The organism is Micromonospora sp. LOL_024, assembly GCF_048060415.1.
GTDB lineage: Bacteria > Actinomycetota > Actinomycetes > Mycobacteriales > Micromonosporaceae > Micromonospora.
Window position 1 is genome coordinate 778,988 of the sequence record NZ_JBHMIS010000001.1, and the last position, 6,822, is coordinate 785,809.

Below are 6,822 nucleotides of genomic sequence, written 5' to 3' on the forward strand. Positions count from 1 at the left end.
AGCGCTCGGAATGACAGTCGACCCGAGGACCGGTCGGTACTAGGTATCCCGGGCCTCTGACATTTAAGGAAGCAGAGGATGGCCGAGCTGACCATCTCGACGGAGGACATCCGTGGCGCACTGGAGCGCTACGTCTCCTCCTATTCGCCCGACGTCTCCCGTGAGGAGGTCGGCACCGTCGCCGACACCGGCGACGGCATCGCCCACGTCGAGGGCCTGCCCTCGACCATGACCAACGAGCTGCTGGAGTTCGAGGACGGCACGCTCGGCGTGGCACTGAACCTCGACGTCCGGCAGATCGGTGTCGTTGTCCTCGGCGACTACTCCGGGCTTGAGGAGGGGCAGCGCGTCAAGCGCACCGGCCGGGTGCTCTCGGTGCCCGTCGGCGACGGCTTCCTCGGCCGCGTGGTCGATGCGCTCGGCGCGCCGATCGACGGCCTCGGCGACATCTCCGACGAGGGCTACCGCGAGCTGGAGCTCCAGGCCCCGAACGTGATGGCCCGGCAGTCCGTGTTCGAGCCGTTGCAGACCGGCATCAAGGCCATCGACGCGATGACCCCGATCGGTCGGGGCCAGCGGCAGCTGATCATCGGTGACCGCAAGACCGGCAAGACCACGGTCGCCCTGGACGCCATCCTCAACCAGCGCGAAAACTGGGCCTCCGGCGACCCGAAGAAGCAGGTTCGCTGCATCTACGTGGCCATCGGTCAGAAGGCCTCCACGATCGCCTCCATCAAGGGCCAGTTGGAGGAGGCGGGCGCGATGGAGTACACCACCATCGTGGCCTCCCCGGCGTCGGATCCGGCGGGCTTCAAGTACCTCGCCCCGTACACCGGCTCGTCCATCGGGCAGCACTGGATGTACAACGGCAAGCACGTTCTCATCGTCTTCGACGACCTGAGCAAGCAGGCCGAGGCGTACCGGGCCGTGTCGCTGCTGCTGCGTCGCCCGCCGGGCCGTGAGGCGTACCCGGGTGATGTCTTCTACCTGCACTCCCGTCTGCTGGAGCGGTGCGCGAAGCTCTCCGACGAGATGGGCGGCGGTTCGATGACCGGCCTGCCGATCATCGAGACGAAGGCCAACGACATCTCGGCGTTCATCCCGACCAACGTCATCTCCATCACCGACGGCCAGATCTTCCTGGAGACCGACCTGTTCAACCAGGGCGTCCGGCCGGCGATCAACGTCGGCACCTCGGTCTCCCGGGTCGGTGGCGCCGCGCAGGTGAAGCCGATGCGTAAGGTCGCCGGCTCGCTGCGGCTGAACCTGGCCCAGTTCCGCGAGCTGGAGGCGTTCGCCGCCTTCGCCTCCGACCTGGACAAGACCTCCCGCGCCCAGCTGGACCGCGGTGCCCGCCTGGTGGAGCTGCTCAAGCAGCCGAACGCCTCGCCGTACCCGGTGCAGGACGAGGTCGTCTCGGTCTGGGCCGGCACCGAGGGCAAGCTCGACGACGTCCCCGTCGGTGACGTGCGGCGCTTCGAGACGCAGTTCCTGGAGCAGTTGCGGCGCAAGCACAGCGCCACGCTGCAGGCGATCGCCGACAACAAGTGGGACGACGACGTCATCGCCACCCTCGACACGGCCGTCACGGAGTTCAAGCAGGGCTTCCTCGGCCGCGAGGACGGGCGCACGATCAACGAGGCGCCGGCGGCGCCGCTGGAGGGCGAGGCCGAGCACGAGACGGTCACCCGCTACAGCGGCGGGGCCCCGGCCCAGAAGCAGTAGGGTCGGGCCATGGCGGCGCAGGTACGTGTTCTTCGTCAACGGATTCGCTCGGCGAAGGGGATGAAGAAGATCACCAAGGCGATGGAGCTCGTGGCGACGAGCCGCATCGCCAAGGCCCAGGCCCGGGTGGGGGCGTCCCTGCCGTACGCCCGGGCGATCACCGGCGTGCTCACGGCGCTGGCGTCCAACGCGCGGATCGACCACCCGATGCTCACCCCGCGTGAGCGGGTGCGCCGGGCGGGCGTGCTGCTGGTAACCGCCGACCGGGGTCTGGCCGGCGGTTACAGCTCCAATGCCATCCGTACGGCGGAGTCGCTGGTCGCCCGTCTTGAGGCCGACGGCAAAGAGCCGGTGCTCTACGTCGTCGGACGCAAGGGCGTGTCGTTCTACCGTTTCCGTAACCGGCCGATCGAGGCCAGCTGGACGGGCTTCTCCGAGCAGCCGTCGTTCAACGACGCCCGCGAGGTGGGCGAAACGCTGATCAAGGCGTTCTCGGCCGGCGCGGACGACGTCGACGGCGAGCCGGGCCCGGACGGGGTGCGTGGGGTCGACGAGTTGCACATCGTCTTCACCGAGTTCAAGTCCCTGATGACGCAGAACCCGGTCACCCGGATCATCGGACCGTTGCAGGTCGAGGAGCGGCCCCGGTCGGAGGCGGCGCCCGGCGCGTTGCCGGACTACGACTTCGAGCCGAACCCCGAGGCGCTGCTCGACGCGCTGCTGCCGAAGTACATCAACACGCGGATCTACGCGGCGTTGCTGGAGTCGGCGGCCAGCGAGTCGGCGGCCCGGCGGCGGGCGATGAAGAGCGCCACCGACAACGCCGAAGAGATGATCGACAAGTACACGCGTGAGATGAACTCGGCTCGCCAGGCCGGGATCACCCAGGAGATCAGTGAGATCGTCGGCGGCGCGAACGCGCTGGCCGCGTCGGGAAGTGAAGTGTGATGACTGTATCCGCAGTTGCTGGTGGACCAGCTGAGACCAAGACGGCCACGGGTCGCGTGGTCCGGGTCATCGGCCCGGTCGTCGACGCCGAGTTCCCGCGCGACGCCATGCCGGACCTGTACAACGCCCTCCAGGTGAGCGTGACCCTCTCCGGCGGCGAGAAGACGCTCACCCTGGAGGTCGCCCAGCACCTGGGTGACAACGTGGTACGCGCCATCTCGATGCAGCCCACCGACGGCCTGGTCCGCGGTGCCGAGGTGCGGGACACCGCCTTCCCGATCCGGGTACCGGTGGGCGACGCGGTCAAGGGCCACGTGTTCAACGCGATCGGCGAGTGCCTCAACCTCACCGAGGGCGAGACCATCTCCGCTGACGACCAGTGGGGCATCCACCGCAAGGCCCCGGCCTTCGCGGACCTGGAGCCGAAGACCGAGATGCTGGAGACCGGCATCAAGGTCATCGACCTGCTCGCCCCGTACGTCAAGGGCGGTAAGATCGGCCTGTTCGGCGGTGCCGGCGTGGGCAAGACGGTGCTCATCCAGGAGATGATCACCCGGGTGGCCCGGAACTTCGGTGGCACCTCGGTCTTCGCCGGCGTGGGTGAGCGCACCCGTGAGGGCAACGACCTCATCCACGAGATGACCGAGTCCGGCGTCATCGACAAGACCGCGCTGGTCTTCGGGCAGATGGACGAGCCGCCGGGCACCCGGCTGCGGGTCGCGCTCTCCGCGTTGACCATGGCGGAGTACTTCCGCGACGTGAAGAAGCAGGAGGTGCTGCTCTTCATCGACAACATCTTCCGCTTCACCCAGGCCGGTTCCGAGGTCTCCACCCTGCTGGGCCGGATGCCCAGCGCGGTGGGCTACCAGCCGACGCTGGCCGACGAGATGGGTGAGCTGCAGGAGCGGATCACTTCCGTCCGGGGTCAGGCCATCACCTCCATGCAGGCGATCTACGTTCCGGCGGACGACTACACCGACCCCGCCCCGGCAACCACGTTCGCCCACCTGGACGCGACCACCAACCTGGAGCGGTCGATCTCCGACAAGGGCATCTACCCGGCGGTCGACCCGCTGGCGTCCTCGTCGCGGATCCTGGCCCCCGAGTTCGTCGGCCAGGAGCACTTTCAGGTGGCCAGCGAGGTGAAGCGGATCCTGCAGCGCTACAAGGACCTGCAGGACATCATCGCGATCCTCGGTATCGAGGAGCTCTCCGAGGAAGACAAGATCACGGTCCAGCGGGCCCGGCGGATCGAGCGCTTCCTGTCGCAGAACACCTACGCGGCGGAGCAGTTCACCGGCGTACCGGGCTCGACGGTCCCGATCAAGGAGACCATCGAGGCGTTCCGGAAGATCAGTGAGGGCGAGTACGACCACTTCCCCGAGCAGGCGTTCTTCATGTGCGGTGGGCTCGAGGACCTGGAGAAGAAGGCCGCAGAGCTGATGAAGAGCTGACCTTCGCCCCGAACAGAAGGCCGTCCCGGCAACTGCGGGGCGGCCTTTGTTCATCTTCACGTCGTAGCATCGCCGCTGTCCGTCCGTGCTCGGCGGTCCCGCCGCCTGCGAGATACCGTCTAGCCACGCTCGTTGCGCCGACGAGCGTCGAACGGTTAAACCTTTTGGCTACGCGCGCCCGTACTTACCAGGGGACGCGACGAATGGAGATCTCTGTGGGCAAGGCCGGCAGTGGCGGTGGACGCGGTAAACGTGGTCGACGCCCGTCCGTGTGGCGTGGCGTGCCGCGTTGGGCGCAGCTCTGCACCGTCTTCGGCGTCATCCTGATGGTGCTCAGCGGTACGAGCCTGGTGGGCGCGGAGGCGCTGATGGCCCGCTACGAGGGTGCGATCGGCAAGGCGGACCTCTTCGGCGACCAGACGGCCGGCAGCACGCCCAGGAGCGACATCAAGGGGCCGCTCAACATCCTGTTGGTCGGCATCGATCCCCGCGACGAGGACACGCCTCCGCTGTCCGACGCGATCATGGTCCTGCACGTGCCGGAGGAGATGGACCGGGCCTATCTGTTCTCCCTGCCGCGCGACCTGTACGTCGACATCCCGGCGTTCCCCAAGGCGGGCTTCGGCGGCGACACCACCAAGCTCAACGCCGCGATGTCCTACGGCAGCCGGGTGCCCCGCGGCAAGCCAGACGCGGCACGCGGCTTCGAGCTGCTCGCCGTCACCGTGCAGAACGTCACCGGGATCGAGCGCTTCGACGCCGGCGCGATCATCAACTTCTCCGGCTTCCGGAAGATCGTCGACGCCATGGGCGGCGTAACCATGAACATCGAGCGGGAGGTCCGCTCCGAGCACCGCGAACCGGACGGCAAGCACCGCGAGGGCAACCCGAACGGCGCGGGTTACATCGGGCCGCAGGCGGTCTACCCGAAGGGCAAGCAGCACCTGAGTGGCTGGCAGGCGCTGGACTACGTCCGCCAGCGGTACCCGGAGAACGGTGTCCCGGACGGCGACTACGGTCGGCAGCGGCACCAGCAGCAGTTCGTCAAGGCGATGGCCGGCCAGGCGCTCAGTGCCGACGTGGTGACCAACCCGGTCAAGCTGGACAAGGTGCTCCGGGCAGCCGGCGAGTCGTTGATTTTCAGTGGCCGAGGGCACAGCGTGGTCGACTTCGCCCTCGCGCTCAAGGACATCCGCCCGGGCAACATCCAGATGATCAAGTTGCCGGGCGGCGGCCTCTCCGAGAACGGCAAATACCTCGGCGAGCGCTTCGAGCCCGAGGTCGACGACTTCTTCGTCGCCTTGGAGCGGGAACTGCTGGATCCGTTCCTGCTCGAACACCCCAAGCTGTTGAGCAGCAGTTGACTGTGGCGCAAGTCCCGGTACCCGCATGTAGAACACGTCCGGGGTCGGACTAGACTTTCCCAATCCGCCGCCTCAGCAAGGAGACAGCGTGGCAGAGCAGCTTAACGTCCAGCTCGTGGCCGTCGAGGAGAAGGTCTGGTCCGGCAAGGCCGAGTTGGTGATGGCCCGCACGACCGAGGGTGAGCTGGGTGTGCTGCCGGGGCACGCGCCGCTGCTCGGTCAGCTCGCCGAGCCGGGCCGGGTACGCATCAAGCTCCCCGGGGGTGAGCAGCTCGCGTACGAGGTGGCGGGTGGATTCCTCTCGGTGAGCGAAAGTGGCGTCACCGTACTGGCCGAGAGCGCCACCCCGGTCTCCGCCGCGTCGGGCAGCTGAGTCGAACCCGCCGATGGAGATCGTCGAAGGGGTCGGAATCGGCTTCGCCGTGATCCTCGGCGCGATCCTGTTCCTCTTCATCCGGCGTGCTCTGGTCACCCGTAGCGGTGGCATCATCCGGTTGAGTGTCCGGACGACCACCATGCTCGACGGCCGCGGTTGGTCACCCGGTTTCGGCCGCTTCGCCGGTGACGAGCTTCGTTGGTACCGCATGGTCAGTTTCGCGGTACGCCCCAAACGGGTGCTCTCCCGCGACGGCCTGACCGTGGAACGACGGCGACTGCCGGAGGGGCAGGAACGAATGTCCATGCCGGCCGACTGGATCATCCTCCGCTGTACAAGTCGACACGCCCCGGTCGAGATCGCGATGGCACGATCCACCGTCACCGGGTTCCTTTCCTGGCTCGAGGCCGCTCCTCCGGGGGCGGTCTCGCCGCGTATGGCCTCGCAGGACTGGCCCGCCGCCTGACCCTGCCGGGGCGGATGTGGTCCGACGCGATCGACCCCGTTTCGCCGGTATGGCGGTATCCCGCGACGCCCGACCCGCCATATCGCCCATCCGGTGTCGATCAGCCCGTCGGTCGGCACTAATCACCGACGGATCTCCACCCGTGGGTGGTGTCGGCTCCGAGGTCCGATCCAGTCAGGTTGGCCGGGGGCGTCGGGGTGGAATGGCCGGCGGGCGCGCGTCGTTGTACATCCCTGAACGGCTGAGGACTACCGCCCGCCGAGGTGGGTGCTGGACCCCCGGGAATGGTGGCGGGTCGCCGGTCGTTACACATGGTCCTGGCGTCGAGCAGCGGCTGTCCCTGGCAGCCGCGCGTGCCGGAGTAGTTCTTTCCTCCTGAGTCTTTGGGCGCCTGTCGGTGCTTGCGTGTGCCCGCGTCCCCCTGTGTGCGGTGTGTGCGCCAACCCCCGAATGGAGCTTCGATCATGAACTTGATGCTGCGTAAGAGCG

6 protein-coding genes are annotated in these 6,822 nt (G+C 67.7%); all 6 read left to right on the forward strand.

Translation table 11 applies throughout. The annotated features are described in order from the left end of the window. Positions 1–78 precede the first annotated feature (78 nt). Entirely contained in the window at positions 79–1,725 is a 1,647-nt protein-coding gene (gene atpA / locus ACFHWY_RS03805; RefSeq protein ID WP_416578626.1) for a F0F1 ATP synthase subunit alpha, read from the forward strand. Positions 1,726–1,734: 9 nt separating this feature from the next. Beyond that, on the forward strand, positions 1,735–2,673 hold the full coding sequence (locus ACFHWY_RS03810) for a F0F1 ATP synthase subunit gamma (protein WP_416578627.1): 939 nt from the start codon (positions 1,735–1,737) through the stop codon (positions 2,671–2,673). Beyond that, positions 2,673–4,127 carry a F0F1 ATP synthase subunit beta gene (gene atpD / locus ACFHWY_RS03815; protein WP_416578628.1) on the forward strand — a complete coding sequence of 485 codons (1,455 nt, stop codon included), beginning with the start codon at positions 2,673–2,675 and terminating at the stop codon, positions 4,125–4,127. Before ACFHWY_RS03810 ends, atpD begins: the two co-directional genes overlap by 1 nt. A 203-nt stretch (positions 4,128–4,330) precedes the next feature. Next, positions 4,331–5,491 (forward strand): LCP family protein, encoded by a 1,161-nt coding sequence (locus tag ACFHWY_RS03820; protein ID WP_416578629.1) that lies wholly within the window; start codon positions 4,331–4,333, stop codon positions 5,489–5,491. Between the two features lie 88 nt (positions 5,492–5,579). Then, positions 5,580–5,864 carry a F0F1 ATP synthase subunit epsilon gene (locus tag ACFHWY_RS03825; protein WP_416578630.1) on the forward strand — a complete coding sequence of 95 codons (285 nt, stop codon included), beginning with the start codon at positions 5,580–5,582 and terminating at the stop codon, positions 5,862–5,864. Between the two features lie 13 nt (positions 5,865–5,877). Next, entirely contained in the window at positions 5,878–6,333 is a 456-nt protein-coding gene (locus ACFHWY_RS03830) for a DUF2550 domain-containing protein (protein ID WP_416578631.1), read from the forward strand. Positions 6,334–6,822 lie beyond the last annotated feature (489 nt).

What these genes read in the sequence shown, in the direction of transcription:
- ACFHWY_RS03810 (WP_416578627.1), top strand. Translation starts at nt 1,735, where the DNA reads ATGGCGGCGCAGGTACGTGTTCTTCGTCAACGGATTCGCTCGGCGAAG.
- ACFHWY_RS03830 (WP_416578631.1), top strand. Translation starts at nt 5,878, where the DNA reads ATGGAGATCGTCGAAGGGGTCGGAATCGGCTTCGCCGTGATCCTCGGC.
- ACFHWY_RS03820 (WP_416578629.1), top strand. Translation starts at nt 4,331, where the DNA reads ATGGAGATCTCTGTGGGCAAGGCCGGCAGTGGCGGTGGACGCGGTAAA.
- atpA (WP_416578626.1), top strand. Translation starts at nt 79, where the DNA reads ATGGCCGAGCTGACCATCTCGACGGAGGACATCCGTGGCGCACTGGAG.
- atpD (WP_416578628.1), top strand. Translation starts at nt 2,673, where the DNA reads ATGACTGTATCCGCAGTTGCTGGTGGACCAGCTGAGACCAAGACGGCC.